We start from the raw sequence: 18,189 nt of genomic DNA on the forward strand, positions 1-18,189 counted from the left end.
TCCCGGTGCGTCAGCCCTCGACGGGCCCCGCCGTACTCTCCCGGACCTGGAGCTTGGTGCGCAGCACCACGGTCTGCAGCGGCGACGTGGTGCCGTCGATGCGCTGCAGCAGCAACTCCGCGGCGGTGCGCCCCAGATCGTACGAGGGCAGTTCCACGGCCGTCAGCGACGGCCGCACGAGCGACGCCCAGGGCACGTCGCCGAAGGAGAGCACACCGACACCCGGCGGGGTGCGGCCGACCTCTTCGAGGGCGTCGAGGGCTCCGATGGTCATGAGGTTGTTGGCGACGAAGACGGCATCGGGCGGCTCGGGCATCGCCAGGAGGTCACGCATCGCCGAACGGCCCCCCTCGACCCGGAAGTCGGCGTGCCGTACGTAGATGTCGCCGGCCGTGGCCGCCTCGTCCCGTGCCCCTCTCAGCGCCGCACGGTAGCCGGCCAGGCGTTCTTCGGAGGTGGAGGCGCCCTCGGGCCCGGTGATGCAGGCGATCCTGCGGTAGCCGGCCCGCAGCAGATGGCGGGTGGCCACCTCACCGCCGTGCCGGTCGTCGACCGAGACCGCGTCCACCTCGGCGTCGCCCGGCCGGCGGTCGACGGCGACCACAGGCACACCCCGGGCGACCAGCGGCCCCAGATCCGTCTCGTCCTGGGACGCCGCCGCCACGATCACGCCCGCCATCTGCTCACCGAGCGCCACCTCCAGGTAGCGGCGCTCCTTGTCGGTGTCCTCGTCGGAGTTGCACAGGACGACCGAGAGGCTGGTGCGCTGCGCGGCGTCCTCGACGCCGCGGGCGAGGGAGGTGAAGAACGGGTTCTCGATGTCCGGGATGATGAGGGCGATGACACTGGACCGCTGGGTGCGCAGCGAGCGCGCCAGCCGGTTGGGCGCGAACCCGAGGGCTGCTGCCGCCTGTTGTACCGACAGAACCCGTTCCGGCGTGACGTTGCCGCCGTTGAAGACACGCGAGACGGTTGCCGGAGAAACTCCCGCGGCTCGCGCCACGTCCTGGATCGTCACCACCTGGGTCCGCGTCCTTTCACCATGTTGTGCCCCACACCCTACCCGCCGCTGAAATGGATTTCATCCAGTTCTTTCGCGCAGTCCGGCGGCATCCGGGCACAGTGAGGCGCCGAGGCCACGTGCGGCCCCGGCGGGTCTGGAGGACGCTGGGCGGCCCCGTCAGGCGGTGACGTACTCCGCGAGGTGTTCGCCGGTGAGCGTGGAGCGGGCCGCGACCAGGTCGGCCGGTGTGCCCTCGAAGACGATGCGGCCGCCGTCGTGGCCCGCGCCGGGGCCGAGGTCGATGATCCAGTCGGCGTGCGCCATGACCGCCTGGTGGTGCTCGACGACGATGACCGACTTGCCCGAGTCGACGAGCCGGTCGAGCAGGCCCAGCAACTGCTCGACGTCGGCGAGGTGGAGGCCGGCGGTCGGCTCGTCGAGGACGTACACACCGCCCTTGTCGGCCATGTGCGTGGCCAGCTTGAGGCGCTGCCGCTCGCCGCCCGAGAGGGTGGTCAGCGGCTGGCCGAGAGTGAGGTAGCCGAGCCCGACGTCGGCGAGGCGGCCGAGGATGCGGTGCGCGGCCGGCGTGCGCGCCTCACCGGCGCCGAAGAACGCCTCGGCCTCGGTGACCGACATCGCCAGCACCTCGCTGATGTCGCGGCCGCCGAGGTGGTGGTCGAGGACGGAGGCCTGGAACCGCTTGCCCTCGCACTCCTCGCACGTGGTGGCGACGCCGGCCATCATCGCCAGGTCGGTGTAGATGACGCCCGCGCCGTTGCAGGTCGGGCAGGCGCCCTCGGAGTTGGCGCTGAACAGGGCCGGCTTCACGCCGTTGGCCTTGGCGAACGCCTTGCGGATCGGGTCGAGCAGTCCGGTGTACGTCGCCGGGTTGCTCCGGCGCGAGCCGCGGATCGCTCCCTGGTCGACCGACACCACACCGGCGCCGGCCGGGATCGATCCGTGCACGAGCGAGCTCTTGCCGGAGCCGGCGACACCGGTGACGACGGCGAGCACGCCGAGCGGGATGTCCACGTCGACGCCCTGGAGGTTGTGCGTCGTCGCGCCGCGGATCGGCAGGGTGCCCGTGGGCTTGCGCACCGTCTCCTTGAGACGGGCCCGGTCGTCGAAATGGCGGCCCGTGATGGTGTCCGTGGCTCGCAGCCCCTCGACGGTGCCCTCGTAGCAGACGGTGCCGCCCGCCGTACCGGCGCCGGGACCGAGGTCGACGACGTGGTCGGCGATCGCGATCACTTCCGGCTTGTGCTCCACGACGAGCACGGTGTTGCCCTTGTCCCGCAGGCGCAGCAGCAGGTTGTTCATGCGCCGGATGTCATGGGGGTGCAGGCCGGTGGTGGGCTCGTCGAAGACGTAGGTGACGTCGGTGAGGGAGGAGCCGAGGTGCCGGATCATCTTGACGCGCTGCGCCTCGCCGCCCGACAGCGTGCCCGACGGCCGCTCCAGCGAGAGGTAGCCGAGACCGATCTCCACGAACGAGTCGAGCGTGTGCCGCAGCGCGGTGAGCAGCGGCGCCACCGACGGCTCGGCGAGGTCACGGACCCATACGGCGAGATCGCTGATCTGCATCGCGCAGGCGTCGGCGATGCTGATCCCCTCGATCTTCGAGGACCGGGCGGCCTCGGCGAGCCGGGTGCCGTCGCACTCGGGGCAGACGGAGAACGTCGTCGCCCGCTCGACGAAGGCGCGGATGTGCGGCTGCAGGGAGTCGATGTCCTTGGACAGCATCGACTTCTGGATCTTCGGGATCAGCCCCTCGTACGTCAGGTTGATGCCCTCGACCTTGATCTTGGTCGGCTCCTTGTGGAGGAGGTCGTGCAGTTCCCTCTTGGTGTACTTGCGGATCGGCTTGTCCGGGTCGAAGAAACCGCTGCCCTTGAAGATGCGGCCGAACCAGCCGTCCATGCTGTAGCCGGGGATCGTGAGCGCGCCCTCGCTGAGCGACTTGCTGTCGTCGTACAGCTGGGCCAGGTCGATGTCGGTGACCGAGCCCCGGCCCTCGCAGCGCGGGCACATGCCGCCGGTGATGCTGAACTGTCGCCGCTCCTTCACGGTCTGGCCGCCCCGCTCCACGGTGACCGCACCCGCGCCGCTGATCGAGGCGACGTTGAAGGAGAACGCCTTGGGCGAGCCGATGTGCGGCCTGCCGAGGCGGCTGAAGAGGATACGGAGCATGGCGTTGGCGTCGGTGGCGGTGCCGACCGTGGATCGCGGGTCGCCGCCCATCCGCTGCTGGTCGACGGTGATCGCGGTCGTCAGCCCGTCGAGGACGTCGACGTCGGGGCGTGCCAGCGTCGGCATGAAGCCCTGCACGAAGGCGCTGTACGTCTCGTTGATCAGCCGCTGGGACTCCGCCGCGATCGTGTTGAACACCAGGGAGCTCTTGCCCGAGCCGGAGACACCGGTGAACACCGTCAGCCTGCGCTTCGGGATCTCGATGCTGACGTCCTTGAGGTTGTTCTCACGCGCGCCGTGCACGCGGATCACCTCGTGGCTGTCGGCGACGTGCGGCGCGGACGTCTGCGTCTCCGTGCTCGTGGCCATGCTCATCGTGTCTCCATCCGTGAGTGCGGGGCCGCGGCCACACGCCGCCTGCGGCCGGGGCGTCGTACCGGCCGACGGCCGTCGCGCATAGTAGCCCGCACCCGGGCAGCTCGCGGTAGCGCCGGAATCGCCGTTCAGGCGGCTCGGGTGCATGCCGGGGGCCACGCTACGTGGGACCCACGGCCGGGCGCTTCTCGATTCCTGATCGATCCGGAGCCGGCCCCGTGATCGCGACCTGACGCCCGTCCGACTAGTTTGTCGGGATGTCCTGACAAATGGATTGACAGCCCCCACAGCCGCCATGAAGGAACTCGCCGTGCAGGAACACCGATTCAGCGGGATCCCGGTGGTCTGATCCAGCCCAGGGACCGTTCGACGGCGCGCTGCCAGTTGTCGTACTCCTCCTCCCTGTGTGCGGAGTCCATGTCGGGCAGCCACTGCGCGGCCCGGTGCCAGTTGCGGCGCAGGACCTCCAGGTCCGACCAGTAGCCGGCGGCCAGGCCGGCCGCGTAGGCGGCGCCGAGGGAGACCGTCTCGGCGACCATGGGCCGGACCACCGGCACGCCGAGCACGTCGGCCACGAACTGCATCAGCAGGTTGTCCGCCGTCATGCCGCCGTCCACCTTCAGCTCCTTCAGGGGCACCGAGGAGTCGGCGTTCATGGCGTCGACGACCTCACGCGTCTGCCAGCCGGTGGCCTCCAGGACGGCCCGGGCCAGATGTCCGCTGGTGATGTACGAGGTGAGCCCGACGATGACGCCGCGCGCGTCGCTGCGCCAGCGGGGCGCGAACAGACCGGAGAAGGCGGGGACGATGTAGCAGCCGCCGTTGTCCTCGACCGTGCGCGCGAGGGTCTCGATCTCCGGCGCGCTGCTGATCAGCCCCAGCCGGTCGCGAAACCACTGCACCAGGGAGCCGGTGACGGCGATGGAGCCCTCCAGGGCGTAGACCGTCGGCTGGTCGTCGATCTTGTAGGCCACGGTGGTGAGGAGTCCGTGCCGGGAGCGCACCATCTCGTTGCCGGTGTTGAGCAGGAGGAAGCTGCCCGTCCCGTAGGTGCACTTCGCCTCGCCCGGGGAGAAGCAGGTCTGGCCGAACAGGGCGGCCTGCTGGTCGCCGAGGGCTGCCGTGATGCGGACGCCGGGCAGGAGCGTGCGGGCCTCGCCGTAGGTCTCGGCGGAGGAGCGGATCTCGGGCAGCATCGGGCGGGGCACTCCGAAGAAGTCCAGCAGCTCGGTGTCCCAGGTGAGGGTGCGGATGTTCATCAGCATGGTGCGGCTGGCGTTGGTGGGGTCGGTGATGTGCAGGCCGCCGTCCGCGCCGCCGGTGAGGTTCCAGATCAGCCAGCTCTCGATCGTGCCGAACAGCACCTCGCCGTCCTGGGCGCGCTGCCGCAGGCCGTCGTCGTGGTCGAACAGCCAGCGGATGCGCAGCGCGGAGAAGTAGGTGGACGGGGGCAGTCCGCACCGCTCGAGGAAGAACTCGTCGCCGGGCCGTTCCCTCAGGTCGTCGACGAGCGGTGCCGTGCGGGTGTCCTGCCAGACGATCGCACGGCCCACCGGAGTGCCGGTCCGCCGGTCCCACAGGACCGTCGTCTCGCGCTGGTTGGCGATGCCGATGGCGGCGACCTCGTCGGCGGCGACACCGCCGTCGGACAGGGCCTCGGGCACCACGCGCCGCAGATTGCGCCAGATCTCCAGGGCGTCGTGCTCGACCCAGCCGGGTCTGGGAAAGTGCTGCTGGTGCTCCCGCTGGGCGACCGTCACCAGTCGTCCCTGATGGTCGAACAGAATGCATCGGGTGGAGTTGGTGCCCTGATCGATGGACATTACATACCGTTCAACCATGATCGGATCTGCCTTCCGACGTCTGGACCGGGCGACGGGTCACCAGCGGGCCGCCCCCAGGTCTCTGGAGATCGCCCGCGCGGCCTCCCGGAGCAGGGTGATCAGGCTCGGCCTCGGGCGCCCCTGACCGTCGCAGATCCGCTCCACCGGGCCCGACAGCCCGATGGCGCCCACCACGAGGCCGCCCAGTCCCCGGATCGGCGAGGCGAGACCGGCCTCGCCCATGCTCATCTCCTGGATCTCGGCGGCCCAGCCCAGCTCCCGGATCTCGGTGAGCGCCCGGCCCAGTTGCTCCGCGGTGGTCAGGGTGTGCCGGGTGTACGTCTCCAGGCCGGCCTCCAGCGCGGCTTCCAAGGGTGCGGCTCCGAAGGCCAGCAGCACCTTGCCGAGCGAGGAGGCGTGCAGGGGCAGCAGTGAGCCCACGTCCAGGGTCTGCAGCGTGTCGTCCGGCCGGAACACGTGGTGCACGACGAGGACCTTGCCCTCCAGCGGGGTGCCGAGGCGGACCGCCTCCCCGCTGCGGGCGGCCAGGGCGTCGGCCCAGTTGATGGAGCGCGACCGCAGTTCGTTGACGTCCAGGTAACTGGTGCCGAGGTGCAGCAGGGCGGCTCCGAGCTGGTACTTGCCGGTCGCCGCGTCCTGCTCCACGAAGTCCACGTGCTGGAGGGTGCGCAGAATGCCGTGGGCGGTGCCTTTCGCCAGTCCGAGCGAGGCCGCCACTTCGCCCAGCCCCAGTCGGCGGGGCCCGCCGGCGAGGAGCCGCAGGATCGCCGCCGCCCGTTCGATCGACTGGACCGGTCCGGCCATAGAACGAGCGTAGTGCCGCGTCTTCAGGTCCGCCGTACGTGCAGGTCGGCAGGTCACAGGGGGTGGTGGGCCGCCGTTCGGTAATGCCGACCACGATTCATTGACCCTCCTCGCCGGGCTCCATAGCGTGCGTTGTGGCCCGGCGCCGTTCGCCGAGTCCCGGCGACCGGTCGACGGCGTTCCCCCCAGGAGACGAGATGGCTCTACCGCTCAATACGACGCCTCGGGTGGCAGTGGAACAGGTGTGGCCGCTGCCGCACATCGACGAGGCCGTCTCGGTCGTACGCCGCCGTGTGCAGGCGGTTCTCGCCGACTGGCGCGTGTGCGAGCAGATCCTCGACGACGCGCTCCTGGTGGCTTCGGAGCTGCTCACGAACGCGGTCATCCACGCCCTGCCCCCGGCGGACCTGCGGCTGACCTGGGAGGGCAACGACGGGCTCGGCATCCTCCGGGTCGAGGTCACCGACGCGGGACGTGCCCTGGGTCAGTCACCCGAAGGGATCGACCCCGACGAACACGGCCGGGGCGAGCAGATCGTCCACGCGTTGGCGACGCGGCACGGCATCCACGTCCACGCGGGCGGCGTCACCCGATGGGCGGTTCTCGTCGCGGCATGAGACGCCGCGGCATGAAGGTGTACGGCTCGACGGCGGAGAAGGCGGCATGGGGCAGCCCCGGGTCCACCGCGCTCTCGGTCGGCCAGGTGCTGTTCCCGGTGGCGGGCCGGACAGGAGGGACCGGAGGGGGCTCGGACTCCGGTTCGGGAGCGGTCTGCGCGGGAAGCCCGCGTTCGGCGGGGCCGGGCTTGTGCAGCAGGAGGAGCGCCGCGTCGTCGTGCAGCCGGCCGCCGACGTGTGCCAGCAGTTCGTCGTGGAGCGCGTCGAGGATGCGGGACGGCTCGTCGGACAGGTGACGGGCCAGCCCTGCGGCCAGCGGATAGAACTCGCTGGCGCGGTTGCGGGCCTCGGTGACGCCGTCCGTGTAGAGCAGCAGCCGGTCCCCGTCGTCGAAGGGCAGCACCTGCAGGCCGGGGACCCCGCTCGACAGGGCGCTGAGTCCCAGGGGCGGGGCCGGATCGGTCGACTCCACCGCCATGACGGTGCCGGAGCCGCGGACGAGCAGTGGCGGGGCGTGTCCGCAGTTGACCACTTCCAGACGGTCGGGCCGCGGGTATCCGGCGACCACGGCTGTCACGAAGTCGTCGTGTCCGAGGTTGCGGGCCAGGCTCCGCTCGATCCTGCGGACGACGGCGAGGAGATCGGGCTCGTCGTAGGCGGCCTCGCGGAACACACCGAGCACGAGCGCGGCGGTCTCGACGGCCGCGAGTCCCTTGCCGCGCACATCACCGACGATCAGCCTGATCCCGTACGGCGTGGGCACGAGGGCGTAGAGATCCCCGCCGATCCGGGCCTCCGCGGCCGCGGCGCTGTAGAGCACGGCCACCCGGAACGGTCCGACCCGCTCGGGCACCGGCTTGAGGAGTGCGTGCTGGGCGGCCTCCGCGACCGACCGCACGGCAGCGAGCACCCGTTCCCGACGGCCGCGCAGCGTGCTGGCCAGGGCACTCGCCAGCGTGACGGCCAGCAGGGCGGAGAGCACCGCCGCCAGCTCGCGGCTCGACACGCCGTCCTGGACGCCGATCATCCAGCCCAGCCCGGCGGCGAGGAGGCCCACGCCGAGGACTCCGCGCGCCCCGTTGGTGGTGGCGGCCAGCGCGGGCCCCGCCACCAGGAGCGGCGTCCAGTGCGTCCCGGGGCCGTCGAAGTGATCGACGAGCACGATCGCGGCGACGATCAGCACGGGCAGGACGGGCGCTCCGGCGGCCAGCTGCGCTGCCCCACGGCGGTGGGCGCGCGCTCCGAGACCGGCCACCAGGTTCCTGATCAGCCGCATCGGCCGCCGTCGGCTGCCATGAAGGTCTCGGGCCTGACGCATGTGTCTTCCGCAGTCCTCTCCTGTGGGCGAGATGCGAACGCGAGATCCATAACAAAGGACCTCTCTCCCCTATGTCCCTTTTATCCAGGAAATACGTTCGAGTTGGGCGTCACAAGGACACGAATATCAGATAGTGAGCGACAGACGCCTGCTCACCCGGCTCGCGGTCGGGAGCAGCCGCGCCCGGATCTCCTCGAGCCGGGCCGCCCGGTCCACCGGCAGCGACACGCCGAGCGAACCGAGTGTGTCCCCGTTGTAGACGGGGACGGCGACGTAGACGGTGCCCAGGGCGTACTCCTCCAGGTCTGTCACGGCGGGGGCCACGGGTGACGAGTCGATCCGCCGGAGCAGCTCGGGTGGATCGGTGATGGTCCGGGGCGTGAGGTCGGCGAGGTGGTGCCGGGAGAGGTAGTCCTTGCGGGCGTCCGCGTCCATTTCGCGCAGCACGGACTTCCCCAGCGCGGTGGCGTGGGCCGTGTCCTCGAAGCCCACCCACAGGTCGACCCTGGGGGTCCGGGGACCGTCGACGATCTCGGCGACCCGGATCTCGCCGTCCTCGTAGAAGGTCAGGTAGGCGGCGGTCGCGAGCTCGTCCCGCAGCGCGGCGAGCGTGGGCCGGACCCGGCTGAGCAGTGCCTGCCCACGGCCGGTGGCCCGCAGCGTCTGGAGTTTGTCGCCGAGGACGAACCCGCCGTCGTCCAGCTTCCGTACGTATCCGTCGTGCGCCAGCGTGCGCAGCAGGTGGTAGGCGGTTGGCCAGGGGCAGGCCCGTCTCCCGTGCCAGCTGCTTGGCCGGCGCGCCGTTCTCGTGCGCGCTCACCGCCTCCAGCAGGCGGAAGGCCCGCTGTACGGAGCTGATGAGCGTGGGGCCGTCGGCAACACCCATATGACCAGCGTGCGCCGGGCACCGGGAGTCAGCAAGACACACCCGGCCGGTCCGGGCCGGCGTGGGCTCAGGGCGGCTCGGGGATCTCCTGTTCGGCCCAGATGACCTTCCCGCCGCCCTCGTAGCGGGCGCCCCAGCGGTGGGCGAGCTGGGCCACCAGGAACAGGCCTCGGCCGCCCTCGTCGGTGCTGCGGGCGTGCCGCAGACGCGGCGCCGTGCTGCTGGCGTCGGCGACCTCGCAGGTCAGCCGGGAGTCGTGGATCACCCGCAGCCGGATGGGCGGCGTGGCGTAGCGGATCGCGTTGGTGACCAGTTCGCTCACGATGAGTTCCGTCGTCATCGCCAGTTCCGGGCAGCCCCAGGCCACCACCTGTTCGGTCGCCCGGGTCCGCAGATCGGCGACGGCAGCGGGATCCACGGGCACGTCCCAGGAGACGACGCGGTCCGGGCCGAGCACGTGGGTGCGCGCCAGCAGGAGCGCGATGTCGTCGGGCTGCGGCACGGGTATGAGCTGCCGTACGGCGGCGGCGCACCGCTCGTCGAGGTCACGGCCGGGCCGGGCCAGCAGCGCGCCGAGCCGGGCCAGCCCCGTCTCCATGTCGTGGTCGGGTCCCTCGACGAGGCCGTTCGTGTAGAGGCCGAGCAGACTGTCCTCGGCGAGCTCGATCTCGGCGGCCTCGAACGGCACCCCGCCGAGCCCCAGCGGTGGTCCCGCGGGCAACTCCGGGAAGGAGACCCGGCCGTCCGGGGCGACGACGATGGGCGGCGGATGCCCGGCGCGGGCCATCGTGCAGCGCCGGGTGACGGGATCGTAGACGGCGTACAGGCAGGTCGCCCCGAGGAACGACGTGGCGGACTCGCCGGGGTCCGGGGTGCCGGACGCCCCCTCGCTCAGCCGCAGGACGAGGTCGTCGAGGTGGGCCAGCAGTTCATCGGGCGGCATCTCCATGTCGGCCAGGGTCTGTACGGCCGTACGCAGCCGGCCCATGGTCGCGGCGGCGGCGATGCCGTGGCCGACCACGTCGCCGACGACGAGGCCCACCCGGGCACCGGACAGCGGAATCACGTCGAACCAGTCGCCGCCGACCCCACCCGTCGCGTCCGCCGGGAGATACGAGGAGGCCACCTCCAGCGCCGTACCGCCCGACAGGGCGTGGGGCAGCAGGCTGCGCTGCAGGGTGATCGCGGCCGTGTGTTCCCGGGTGTAGCGGCGGGCGTTGTCGACGCAGAGCGCGGCCCGCGCCACCAGTTCCCGGGCGAGGAGGACGTCGTCCTGCTGGAAGGCGGCGGGATTGGCCGACCGCATGAACGTGGTCAGACCGAGAACGGTGTTCCGCGCCCGCATCGGCACGGCTATGAGGGAGTGCAGGCCGAACTCGCGGATGCCGGGCGCACGGTCGTGCCGTCCAGCCTCCCACGCCCTGTCGTCCGGGTCCATGATCGGAATGAAGATCGGGTCCGAGTCGATGAGTCTGGTCACATCGTGGGGCGGCGGCACGAAGTCCACCAGGTCGCCGACCTGCGCCACCGCCTCCGGGCTGCCCTCCCGCACCGACATCAGGCCGGCCCGGCGCATCAACGGCTGCGCGGACGGGGGTCCGGCGTCCGACAGCCAGGTTCCCTGTCCCTCGGAGCTGAGGACGGGCTCCAGCAGGTCGACGGCCACGAAGTCCGCGAACCGGGGCACGGCGAAGTCGGCGAGTTCCTGTGCCGTCCGCAGCACGTCCAGGGTGCTGCCGACACTGCTCCCGGCCTCGTTGACCAGGGCCAGGAGCCGTCGGGCGTGCCACCGCTCGGTGACGTCGGTGACCAGGTAGCAGACCCCCGTGACCCTGTTGTCGGCGTCCACCAGCGGGAAGAACGACGACGCGTAGGCGTGCTCATGGTGCGGGTCGGCCCAGCTCCAGCCCGCGTACTCGTAGTCGGCGACCGGGAGGCCGGTGGCCATGACCTTGCGCATCAGGCCCTCGAGGGTCTCCCCCTGCAGTCCGGGCAGCAGTTCGCTGATCCGGTGTCCGAGCCGCTGCTCGCGGGGCACACCGCCGAAGCTCTCCAGTGTGTCGTTCAGCCAGACGTAGCGCAGGTTGGTGTCCATCACGGCCATGCCGACCGGCGCGCGGGTCAGGAAGCCGTCCAGGATCGACCGGGGCGCCTCCCACTGCGGCCGCTGCTCGCGCATCGAGACGAGGAAGCACTCGTCGTCGCCGATGCGGAAGGCGGCCGACACGCGCAGGCCGGCGTCGACGCGGTGGCCGTCGCGGTGCCGTAGCAGGACCCGGCCGCTCCAGCCCTGGCCCGTGCGGCACCGCTCGGCGATGCCGGCCACGCGCCGCGGGTGTCCGGGCAGCGCCAGCAGGCCTGCGGCGGAGCCGCCGACGAGCTCCTGCGCGGTGTATCCGAGGAGGGCCTCGGCGCCGCGGGTCCAGCCGATCACCGTGCCGTCGGCGCGGACGACGGCCGCCGCGTCGTTGGACGCGTCGAAATTCTCGCGCGGTCCTTCGGGGGGAGGCGCGTCGGATCCATTTCGCCCAAATGCCATCAAACCCATCCTCTCCCCCCACCATAAGTTGCTGCGCGTCCTTCCGGCGGACGCAGCGAGCGGACACAGGGCCGGAACCGGCTAGCCGGTGGCGAGCGTGCGGGCGACGAGCAGGGTGGCGTCGTCGTGCCCCTCGGGGACGCGCAGCGCGTCGAGGAGCCGGTCGCAGGTCTCCTCCAGAGACCGGTCGGGCACGGCCAGCAGCCGCAGGAGGACGTCGAGGCGTTCGTCGATGGGGTCGTGACGGGTCTCGATCAGGCCGTCGGTGTACAGGACGAGCAGATCGCCGGGGGCCAGGTCGACGGTGGCGCTGAGGAAGGCGACACCACCGACGCCGAGCGGCACGCCGGTGGGCAGTTTGAGCAGCTGCGGGGCCTTGCCGGCGCGCACCAGGACGGGCGGCAGATGTCCGGCGTTGGCCAGGTGGCACTCGCCGCACCGGGGGTCGTAGACGGCGTACAGGCAGGTCGCGATGTACTGCTCGAGGCCGCTGACGGTCTGGTCGAGGTGCTGGAGCACCTGCGCGGGGTCGAAGTCCAGGTCGGCGAGGGTGCGGGCGGCGGTGCGCAGCCGTCCCATGGTGGTGGCGGCGGCGATGCCGCTGCCCATGACGTCCCCGACGACCAGTACGGTCCGCCCGTCGCCGAGGGCGATGGTGTCGAACCAGTCGCCGCCGACCTCGCTCGCGGCGTGCGCGGGGCGATAGCGGGAGGCCACCTCAAGGCCCGTGAGCCGGGGTGGGTCGTCGGGCAGCAGGCTGCGCTGGAGGGTGACCGCGGTGTTGCGCACGCTCTGGAACCAGCGGGCGTTGTCGATGCTGACCGCGGCCCGAGCGGCCAGCTCACCGGCCAGGACGACGTCGTCCTGGCCGAAGGGCAGCGGATTGCGCGCCCGCTTGAGGTCGAACGCCCCGAGCACCTCGCCACGCGCGATCAGGGGGACCGCCAGATAGGAGTGCACACCGGCGCGCGCCAGCAGGGCAGCGGCCTCGGGGGAGCGGGCGATGCGGGCCAGATCGCGCTCGGTGACGTGCTCCACCAGGACGGGCCGCGCGGTCCGGACGCACTGCGTGACCAGCCGGTCGGCGGCATAAGTGGCCAGCTCACCGGGCGGGTCGGCGGCCCGGGTGGCCTCGGTGGGATGGGCGGAAACAAGGGCGAGGGCGCGGAAGAGCGCCGGTCCGTGGGTCTGCGCGCGGCTCTGGAGGGCCAGTACCGAGTCGAGTACCTCGACCGCCACGACGTCGGCGAGTCCGGGGACGGCGACCTCGGCGAGTTCACGGGCGGTCTGGTTCACGTCCAGGGTGGTGCCGACCCGGGCGGACGCCTCGGCGACGAGGGCGAGGCGCTTGCTCGCCCGCTCGGCCTCCAGAGCCGCGTGGTGCCGCTCGGTGACGTCGACGATGGATCCGGCGACGCCGAGCACCCGGCCGCCGGGGTCCTCCAGCCGGAAGTACGACACCGACCAGGCGTGGTCGTGGTCGGGATCCGCAGGTGTACGGCCCACGGTGTGCAGGTCGAGCTGAGGGCGCCCGGTCTCCAGCACCTGACTCAGGGCGCCCTCGATCCAGTCCGCGTCCAGGCCCGGCAGGATCTCGCGGAGGGTGCGGCCGCGATGTGCGTCGGCCGGGAGGCCGTTGATCCTCTCCAGCGCCCGGTTGACGGTGAGGTAGCGCAGCTCGGTGTCCTTGATCGACAGACCGATGGGCGACTGGGACACCAGGCGTTCGGACAGCGCGAGGTCGGTCTCGACGCGCTGGAGGGTGTTGTGGTCGGCGGCGATGCCCAGGGCGTAGACGTCCCCCAGGTTGTCGAGCAGCCGCATGTTGCGGAACTCCAGCATCCGGGTGCTGCCGTCCTTGTGCCGGATGGGGAAGGCGCCGGCCCAGCTCGCGCCGCTCAGCATGACCTGGGCGAACAGGTCCCGCACCAGGTCGAAGTGCTGCTCGTGGACGAAGAGCCGGGCCGCGTACTTCCCGAGCGCCTCGCCCGCGGTGTAGCCGAACAGGTCCTCCGCCTGGGAGCTCCAGAACACGATCCGGCCGTCGGCGTCCAGCACCACGGCGGCGACGCCGAGGACGTCGAGCAGCCCGTACCGGTCGGTCGACCCCGCGTGCCGCAGGACGCCGTCGGCCCGGAAGGATTCGGTCGCCATGCCGCTCCTCCCTCCCTCCGTCCGTCGGCGGGTGCCACCTCGAGGCCCGCGGCGCGCGGCACCTGGTGGTGCCCTCCGTGCACGTGGCTCCATGGTCCCTCGTCGGGCACCGTCCACGCACCCTTGGGCCTTTACGGCGCGCGGAGGCCCTACGACTCCCAGATGGCCAGGCGGCGCAGCGCCTCCGCGGTCCGCAGGAACCCGTCATCCCCGAGCAGGTCCCGCAGTTCGGTGTTGAAGTGGTCGACCTCGGGCTGGGCGGCGTCCAGCGCGGCGCCCCCGGCGTCGGTCAACTCCAGGACCATGGCCCGGTGTTCACGGGGATGCGGGGACCTGACCAGCAATCCGGCCTGGACCAGCCGCCGGACGAGCCCGGTGACCGCGGACTCGCGCAGCCCGAGGGTGCGGGCCAGCTCGCCCTGGGTCAGGCCCGGCCGGTCGCGCACCGCGTACAGCGCGCCGAGCTGGGCCGTGGTGACCCCCGAGGCGGCCAGACAGCGCCGGTCGGCCGCGGTGCGCAGCTGGTGCGCCGCGCGCTGGAGCAGGAAGAACAGGCGCTGGTCGGAGGGCTCGGACATGGGCCGATCTTGACAGACGGCAGGGGTGGCCGCCACCCTCACTTCAGTAGTGAAGTGAGGTCGCTCATGACTGACGTCCTGGACCTGGACATCGCCCGGAAGACCCTGGCGGCGCAGCCCTTCAGCGTGCTCCTCGGTGCGCGGCTGACAGCCTTCGGCGGCGGTGAGGCCACTCTGGAGCTGGACATCCGCGAAGAACTGCTCCAGCACTACGGCTTCCTGCACGGCGGCGTGCTCGGTTACGCCGCCGACAACACCCTGACCTTCGCGGCGGGCTCGATCCTCGGTCCGCGGCTGATCACGGCCGGGTACAGCATCGACTACGTGCGCCCGGCGGCCGGCGAGGTCCTGCGTGCCCACGCCCATGTGGTCCGCGCCGGACGCACCCTCGCCGTGTGCCGCTGCGACCTGTCCACGACCGACGCCGCCGGCACGGAGAAACTGTGCGCGGTGGCCCAGGGCACCATCGCGGTGGCGGACCACGCGAAGGGCTGGTCTGAGCGCCGTCCAGCGCGTCCGGCCGACCAGCGGAGCCGCGAGATGTCCGTACGCCGCGTCGTCCCCGACCTCCGGGCGACCGACCTGCCGCAGAGCACGGAGTTCTACGAGGCGCTGGGCCTGCGCGAGGTCATGGACCTCGGCTGGATCGCGACCCTGGCCTCCCCCGGCAACCCCACCGCGCAACTGAGCCTGATGACCGCCGACCGCACGGCTCCCGTCGCACCGGACCTGAGCATCGAGGTCGAGGACGTGGACGCGGCGTACGAGGCGATGCGGACCCGCGGAGCGGACATCGTGCACCCGCTCACCGACGAGGCCTGGGGCGTACGCCGCTTCTTCGTCCGCGACCCCGATGGCCGCGTGGTGAACGTGCTGAGCCATCGCCGATAGCACGCGCCGGCCTTCTTCATGCCGTACGTGACGCATGGTGGACGCGCCTGCTGATGACCCGTGAGACTGGTCCCGACCGCTGCACAGGCTCAGGACGGTGACCATGGAGCAGGTAATTCCGCGTGTCGAACTCACCCCGCGGGCGGCCGAACTCGTGCGTCGGCTGCGGGAGTCGCACGGTCCGCTGATGTTTCATCAGTCCGGCGGGTGCTGTGACGGCAGCGCGCCCATGTGTTATCCGGACGGCGAGTTCCGGACCGGCGGTTCGGACGTGCTGCTGGCCGAGTTGCAGGTCGAGGGCGTCGAGGAGCCGGTGACGTTCTGGATGTCACGGAGTCAGTACGAGGTCTGGAGTCATACGCGGCTGATCGTCGACGTCGTACCGGGACGCGGTAGCGGATTCTCGCTGGAGGCGCCGGAAGGGGTGCGTTTCCTCACCCGTTCTCGTGTGGTCGACGGCTAGCCACCCCTCCGGACACCGCCGTCTGATGCACTTCCCCTGAGTCCTGAAGCACTTGACGAGACATCAGGGGGAGAAGTGACGCGTCGTCATGGACGGTTCGCGGGCAGATCGGCACTGACGGTACTCACGGCGCTCGGCATGCTGGCCGGTGCGGCCCTGGTGGGGGCGGCACCGGCCGGCGCCGTCCAGGCCGGCACCGCCGTCGCACCGGGCGTCCGCTACGAGGAGTTCGACGTCCAGGGGGCCAAGGGCCTCACCCACGTCCATCTGCTGCGCGTCGATCTGAGCGATCCGCACGTCCGCCTCGACCTGCTGTACCCGGGGACCGTGGCGGCACGCGCCCCCGTCTCCCGGCTTGCCGACTCGGCCGGCGCGGTCGCGGGCGTCAACGGCGACTTCTTCGACATCGACGAGACCCAGCACCCGGGCGTCGAGGCGACCGGCGCGACGGTCGGTCCGGCGATCGCGCACGGCGTCGCGCTCAAGTACGCGGTGCCGAAGGGGCAGCGGTTCGGACCCGGGCTGCCGCCCGGCACGGACACGCGGGAGGTCTTCGGCGTGGGCGCCGACCGGCGGGCCCGCCTGGATCACCTGGCCCTGCTCGGTTCGGTCCGCACCCCCGGGGGGCCCCTGACGCTGGGCGGGCTCAACCAGTACGCGCTGCCGGAGAATTCGGTCGGCGCGTTCACCTCGCAGTGGGGTTCGGTCTCGCGGGTGCGCGCGACCTGCGGCACCGACACGAACCGCGCGGCCCCGTGCAGCACGGACACCTACGAGGTGACGGTCCGCGCCGGCCGCGTCGTCTCGGCCTCCGACACCCCCGGCGGCGGTGCCATCGCCCCCGGCACCACGGTCCTGGTCGGCCGCGAGGCGGGCGCGCAGCAACTGCGGAAGCTGTCCAAGGGCGAACCGGTGACGGTACGGCACCGGCTGGTGGCGTCCGCCTCGAAGACCGCGTACCGCTTCGCCCTCGGCGGCTGCCCGGTGCTGCGCGGTGGACAGCCGCTCGCCGGTCTCGACGGCAAGACCGCGGCGGTACGCACCGCCGTGGGCATCGCGGACGGCGGACGGCGCCTGCTGCTGCTCGCCGTGGACGGCGGCCCCGCCTACCGCACCGGTCTGACGATCGCCGAAGTAGCCGACGAGATGCGGGCGTTGGGGTCTCAGGACGCGTTCAGCCTGGACGGCGGCGGTTCCACGACGCTGGTCGCCCGGCAGCCGGGAGCGAACACGGTGAGCGTGCGCAACCACCCGAGCGGCGGCGCCGAGCGCCCCGTGCCCAACGGCATCGGCGTCTTCTCGACGCCCTGAACTCAGGGCCGCAGCTTGCTCACGAGGTCCGCGGTCGCGGTCAGCCCGCTCTGGATGGTCGGCCCCATGGTCGTGCCGGCCAGATAGAACCCGAGCAGCATGCAGATCAAGGCGTGGGAGATCTTCAGCGCGCCGTTGCGCATGAAGATCACGGCAATGATCAGGAGCAGCAGCACCACTGAGATGGACACGGCCATCACGAACCTCCTCCGCCACGCCCATTTCGCGGCGTTCGGCCGCAAGTGTGGCGTAGCGGAGGAGTCGTCCGGGCGGCTGACACGTCCCCCGATCGAGTGGTGTCCGCTGTTGACTACGCCGAGGCGTGGGCGTCCAGGAAGGCCTCCAGGCCCGCGAGGTCGTCGGTGTTGAAGTAGTCGACGCCGGCGGCGAGGAGTTCGGTCCACAGTGCGTCCCGCGCCGGGCCCGCCGCGTCCGGGGTGGCCCAGAAACGAACCTGCTGCCCGTTCTCGTGCGCGGCCCGGATGATGGTCCGCAGCTTCTGCCGCTCGGCGTCCGGGAAGGCGCCTGTGCCCTGCCAGGTGAAGTTGAGCGTCCAGTTGTCGCTGATCAGCGGCACGAAGGACACGGGCGCCGAGGTGCCGAGGTCGCTGAGCCGGCCGTCGTAGAAGGCCCGGCGGACGGTCTGCGCCTCCATGGGGACACGGGCTGCCCGGTCGCCGGAGATCACCGCCGTGACCGGGCCCGGGTGCACGCGTCCGTGGGCGTAGGTCGTGAACAGGTGCGGGTAGCGCCTGAGGTGGCGGTCGAGTTCGGTGTACGTCGACGAGCCCTCGGTCTTGATGTCGATGAGGAGCTGCAGAGGTCTGCGCCAACCCCGGTAGGCCGAACCGTGGTTGGCCCGGACTCGAGCGGCCAGCGGGTCCAGATAGAGGGACTCGAGGGTGCGGGTCGGGTCGAGGTCGGTGGCGTCGTGGGAGATGAGGAGCTGGTCGCCGACGAGGAAGATGTCGGCCTCGACGCTGCCGAACCGGTGGTCGAGGGCGTCGAACAGCGGGCGCGGATGGTCGTAGTCGTTGTGCGCGTGGGCGCGCCACAGCGGGCTCGGGCCGTGGTGACCGCCCGCCCACGCCGAGGTGGCGGGCAGCGCGACCGCGCCCGCGAGGGCGGCGCCGAGGGTGGTGAGGGCTCTGCGACGGGTGGTGAGGGCCATGCTCTGCCTCCCTTGTAGGGCCTATGGGACCGAAGGGAGTAT

Annotated in this window: 14 protein-coding genes and 2 pseudogenes; 5 read left to right on the forward strand and 11 right to left on the reverse strand. The window is 71.6% G+C overall.

Annotated elements, in window-relative coordinates; all coding sequences use genetic code 11:
- Positions 1-10: 10 nt before the first annotated feature.
- The 4 genes from IEZ19_RS28520 to IEZ19_RS28535 all read right to left on the reverse strand — a co-directional run bounded on the left by IEZ19_RS28520 (position 11) and on the right by IEZ19_RS28535 (position 6,219).
- Positions 11-1,021: a LacI family DNA-binding transcriptional regulator gene (locus IEZ19_RS28520; RefSeq protein WP_189314187.1), complete on the reverse strand. Its 1,011-nt coding sequence runs from the start codon at positions 1,019-1,021 to the stop codon at positions 11-13.
- Between the two features lie 159 nt (positions 1,022-1,180).
- Positions 1,181-3,571 (reverse strand): ATP-binding cassette domain-containing protein, encoded by a 2,391-nt coding sequence (locus tag IEZ19_RS28525; RefSeq protein ID WP_189314188.1) that lies wholly within the window; start codon positions 3,569-3,571, stop codon positions 1,181-1,183.
- A gap of 326 nt (positions 3,572-3,897) precedes the next feature.
- Positions 3,898-5,412, reverse strand: a complete 1,515-nt coding sequence (glpK, locus tag IEZ19_RS28530; RefSeq protein ID WP_189314189.1) for a glycerol kinase GlpK — start codon at positions 5,410-5,412, stop codon at positions 3,898-3,900.
- Between the two features lie 39 nt (positions 5,413-5,451).
- Positions 5,452-6,219 carry an IclR family transcriptional regulator gene (locus IEZ19_RS28535; protein ID WP_189314190.1) on the reverse strand — a complete coding sequence of 256 codons (768 nt, stop codon included), beginning with the start codon at positions 6,217-6,219 and terminating at the stop codon, positions 5,452-5,454.
- A gap of 227 nt (positions 6,220-6,446) precedes the next feature.
- Here IEZ19_RS28535 and IEZ19_RS28540 point away from each other — a divergent pair, with 227 nt between their 5' ends.
- The gene (locus IEZ19_RS28540) at positions 6,447-6,836 is read left to right on the forward strand and encodes an ATP-binding protein (RefSeq protein ID WP_308429014.1); all 390 of its coding nucleotides are present in this window, start codon (positions 6,447-6,449) and stop codon (positions 6,834-6,836) included.
- On the opposite strand, the gene IEZ19_RS28545 is transcribed toward IEZ19_RS28540, so the two are convergent.
- The 5 genes and pseudogenes from IEZ19_RS28545 to IEZ19_RS28565 form a co-directional block, all read right to left on the reverse strand.
- Complete coding sequence (locus IEZ19_RS28545; protein ID WP_189314192.1) at positions 6,805-8,154, reverse strand: PP2C family protein-serine/threonine phosphatase; 1,350 nt, start codon at positions 8,152-8,154, stop codon at positions 6,805-6,807. The two genes, IEZ19_RS28540 and IEZ19_RS28545, sit on opposite strands and share 32 nt — an antisense overlap.
- A gap of 126 nt (positions 8,155-8,280) precedes the next feature.
- Positions 8,281-9,040: pseudogene (locus IEZ19_RS28550) on the reverse strand (IclR family transcriptional regulator).
- A 67-nt stretch (positions 9,041-9,107) separates the two neighbouring features.
- Positions 9,108-11,579, reverse strand: coding sequence for a SpoIIE family protein phosphatase (locus tag IEZ19_RS28555; protein WP_189314193.1), 2,472 nt, complete (start codon positions 11,577-11,579; stop codon positions 9,108-9,110).
- A gap of 81 nt (positions 11,580-11,660) precedes the next feature.
- On the reverse strand, positions 11,661-13,733 hold the full coding sequence (locus tag IEZ19_RS28560) for a SpoIIE family protein phosphatase (RefSeq protein ID WP_189314194.1): 2,073 nt from the start codon (positions 13,731-13,733) through the stop codon (positions 11,661-11,663).
- Between the two features lie 149 nt (positions 13,734-13,882).
- Entirely contained in the window at positions 13,883-14,311 is a 429-nt protein-coding gene (locus IEZ19_RS28565; RefSeq protein ID WP_189314195.1) for a MarR family winged helix-turn-helix transcriptional regulator, read from the reverse strand.
- A gap of 66 nt (positions 14,312-14,377) precedes the next feature.
- Between IEZ19_RS28565 and IEZ19_RS53605 the strand changes: the two are divergent.
- From IEZ19_RS53605 to IEZ19_RS28585, 4 genes and pseudogenes are all read left to right on the forward strand, one after another.
- Positions 14,378-14,788 (forward strand): annotated as a pseudogene (locus IEZ19_RS53605) (PaaI family thioesterase); the annotation flags it as partial.
- A 63-nt stretch (positions 14,789-14,851) separates the two neighbouring features.
- Entirely contained in the window at positions 14,852-15,202 is a 351-nt protein-coding gene (locus IEZ19_RS53610; RefSeq protein ID WP_189314262.1) for a VOC family protein, read from the forward strand.
- A gap of 103 nt (positions 15,203-15,305) precedes the next feature.
- Positions 15,306-15,665, forward strand: a complete 360-nt coding sequence (locus tag IEZ19_RS28580) for a DUF779 domain-containing protein (protein WP_189314196.1) — start codon at positions 15,306-15,308, stop codon at positions 15,663-15,665.
- Positions 15,666-15,740: 75 nt separating this feature from the next.
- Positions 15,741-16,976, forward strand: a complete 1,236-nt coding sequence (locus IEZ19_RS28585) for a phosphodiester glycosidase family protein (RefSeq protein ID WP_229840921.1) — start codon at positions 15,741-15,743, stop codon at positions 16,974-16,976.
- Positions 16,977-16,978: 2 nt separating this feature from the next.
- Here IEZ19_RS28585 and IEZ19_RS28590 read toward each other — a convergent pair whose 3' ends face one another.
- Positions 16,979-17,173, reverse strand: coding sequence for a hypothetical protein (locus tag IEZ19_RS28590; RefSeq protein WP_189314197.1), 195 nt, complete (start codon positions 17,171-17,173; stop codon positions 16,979-16,981).
- A 113-nt stretch (positions 17,174-17,286) separates the two neighbouring features.
- Positions 17,287-18,147 carry a phosphatidylinositol-specific phospholipase C/glycerophosphodiester phosphodiesterase family protein gene (locus IEZ19_RS28595; RefSeq protein ID WP_189314198.1) on the reverse strand — a complete coding sequence of 287 codons (861 nt, stop codon included), beginning with the start codon at positions 18,145-18,147 and terminating at the stop codon, positions 17,287-17,289.
- Between the last annotated feature and the right edge of the window lie 42 nt (positions 18,148-18,189).

Origin of the sequence: Streptomyces brasiliensis (assembly GCF_014647875.1) — a bacterium.
Taxonomy (GTDB): domain Bacteria; phylum Actinomycetota; class Actinomycetes; order Streptomycetales; family Streptomycetaceae; genus Streptomyces; species Streptomyces brasiliensis.

Excerpts from the sequence above, each read along its gene's own strand:
- IEZ19_RS28565 (WP_189314195.1), bottom strand. The coding sequence starts at position 14,311 with ATGTCCGAGCCCTCCGACCAGCGCCTGTTCTTCCTGCTCCAGCGCGCG.
- IEZ19_RS53610 (WP_189314262.1), top strand. The coding sequence starts at position 14,852 with ATGTCCGTACGCCGCGTCGTCCCCGACCTCCGGGCGACCGACCTGCCG.
- IEZ19_RS28590 (WP_189314197.1), bottom strand. The coding sequence starts at position 17,173 with ATGGCCGTGTCCATCTCAGTGGTGCTGCTGCTCCTGATCATTGCCGTG.
- IEZ19_RS28580 (WP_189314196.1), top strand. The coding sequence starts at position 15,306 with ATGGAGCAGGTAATTCCGCGTGTCGAACTCACCCCGCGGGCGGCCGAA.
- glpK (WP_189314189.1), bottom strand. The coding sequence starts at position 5,412 with ATGGTTGAACGGTATGTAATGTCCATCGATCAGGGCACCAACTCCACC.
- IEZ19_RS28545 (WP_189314192.1), bottom strand. The coding sequence starts at position 8,154 with ATGCGTCAGGCCCGAGACCTTCATGGCAGCCGACGGCGGCCGATGCGG.
- IEZ19_RS28555 (WP_189314193.1), bottom strand. The coding sequence starts at position 11,579 with ATGGCATTTGGGCGAAATGGATCCGACGCGCCTCCCCCCGAAGGACCG.
- IEZ19_RS28560 (WP_189314194.1), bottom strand. The coding sequence starts at position 13,733 with ATGGCGACCGAATCCTTCCGGGCCGACGGCGTCCTGCGGCACGCGGGG.
- IEZ19_RS28525 (WP_189314188.1), bottom strand. The coding sequence starts at position 3,571 with ATGAGCATGGCCACGAGCACGGAGACGCAGACGTCCGCGCCGCACGTC.
- IEZ19_RS28595 (WP_189314198.1), bottom strand. The coding sequence starts at position 18,147 with ATGGCCCTCACCACCCGTCGCAGAGCCCTCACCACCCTCGGCGCCGCC.
- IEZ19_RS28535 (WP_189314190.1), bottom strand. The coding sequence starts at position 6,219 with ATGGCCGGACCGGTCCAGTCGATCGAACGGGCGGCGGCGATCCTGCGG.